This window comes from Sphingobium sp. (assembly GCF_003248505.1).
Taxonomy (GTDB): Bacteria; Pseudomonadota; Alphaproteobacteria; order Sphingomonadales; family Sphingomonadaceae; genus Sphingobium.
Window position 1 is genome coordinate 1 of record NZ_QFOA01000172.1, and the last position, 1,298, is coordinate 1,298.

Annotated in this window: 1 protein-coding gene; it reads right to left on the reverse strand. The window is 62.5% G+C overall.

The window, feature by feature from the left end:
- Positions 1 to 61: 61 nt before the first annotated feature.
- A protein-coding gene (locus tag DI606_RS20175; protein ID WP_116462942.1) for an IS3 family transposase occupies positions 62 to 1,233 on the reverse strand; the annotation gives its coding sequence in 2 pieces (ribosomal slippage) (positions 62 to 969 and positions 969 to 1,233; 1,173 coding nt in all).
- Between the last annotated feature and the right edge of the window lie 65 nt (positions 1,234 to 1,298).

The window sequence follows — 1,298 nt, forward strand, 5'->3', positions numbered from 1 at the left end:
TGAGGTGGTCCCGCCTTCTTGGACAGTTTGGCGGCTGAGTTAAGCTAATCCCGGTTGTCGTTCATGCCGCCTGCTTGATCATCAGATCATGGGGGGCATGCCCCCCATGATCTGATTGCCCGATCCGCCCATAGGCCTCGAACGGGGTTCGCCCGGCCAGGCCCGAGTGCGGACGCTTGGTGTTGTAATAGGTGATCCACCGGCCAAGGCCAGCCTTCAACTCCGATCCGGTCTCGAAGGCATGGAGGTAGACGCACTCGTATTTCAGGGAGCGCCAGAGGCGCTCGATGAAGACGTTGTCCATCCAACGCCCCCGACCATCCATGCTGATGCGGACCTCGGCGTCGCGCAGCACGCTGGTGAAGGCGAAGCTGGTGAACTGGCTGCCCTGGTCAGTGTTGAAGATTTCCGGCTTGCCGAACCGGGTAAGCGCCTCCTCCAGCGCCGCAACACAGAACCCGGCGTCCATGGTGTTCGACAATCGCCAGGCCAAGACCCTCCGGCTTGCCCAGTCCATGATCGCCACCAGATAGAGGAACCCGCGGCGCATGGGGATATACGTCACGTCGGCGCACCATACATGGTTGGGTCGCTCGATCGCCAGCTTTCGAAGCAGATAGGGATAGACCCGGTGCTGCGGGTGCGGATCGCTGGTGCGTGGCCGCTGATAGATCGGCGACAGACCCATCTTCGCCATCAGGCGCCGTACCCGCCGCCGCCCGACCTCATGGCCAGCGCGCCGAAGGTGCCGCGCCATCTGGCGGCTGCCGTACCATGGGCACTCCATGAAGGTCTCGTCGATCACCGTCATCAGCGCCAGCGTCTCGTCCGTTTCCGGCACCGGGGCGTAGTAATAGGACGAGCGGCTGATCCGCAGCAGGCGGCATTGCGCCGAGATCGACAGGCGATGGTGAGCAGGTTCGACCATCGCCCGCCTCCGGTCCACGCTCATCGACCGAAGGCTTTCGCTAAAAAATCCCGCTCCACCACCAGTTGCCCGATCTTGGCGTGCAGCTTTTCCACCTCGCTCTCGCTGACGGCCTTGGCAGCATCACCAGCCCCCGAGAACGTGCTCGTCATCCCGTCAATGGCCTGGCGTTTCCACGATGCGATCATCGTATGGTGCACGCCGTGCTTGGCTGCCAACTCCGCCAGCGTCAGGTCGCCCCGGATCGCCTCTAGCGCTACCTTCGCCTTAAAATCCGCGCTGTAGCGCTTCCTCGTCGTCTTCATTCCCGTACCAATCCATCAGGTCGGGATTAGCTTAGCGTCCTGTCCAGAAAACCGGCACCACCTCA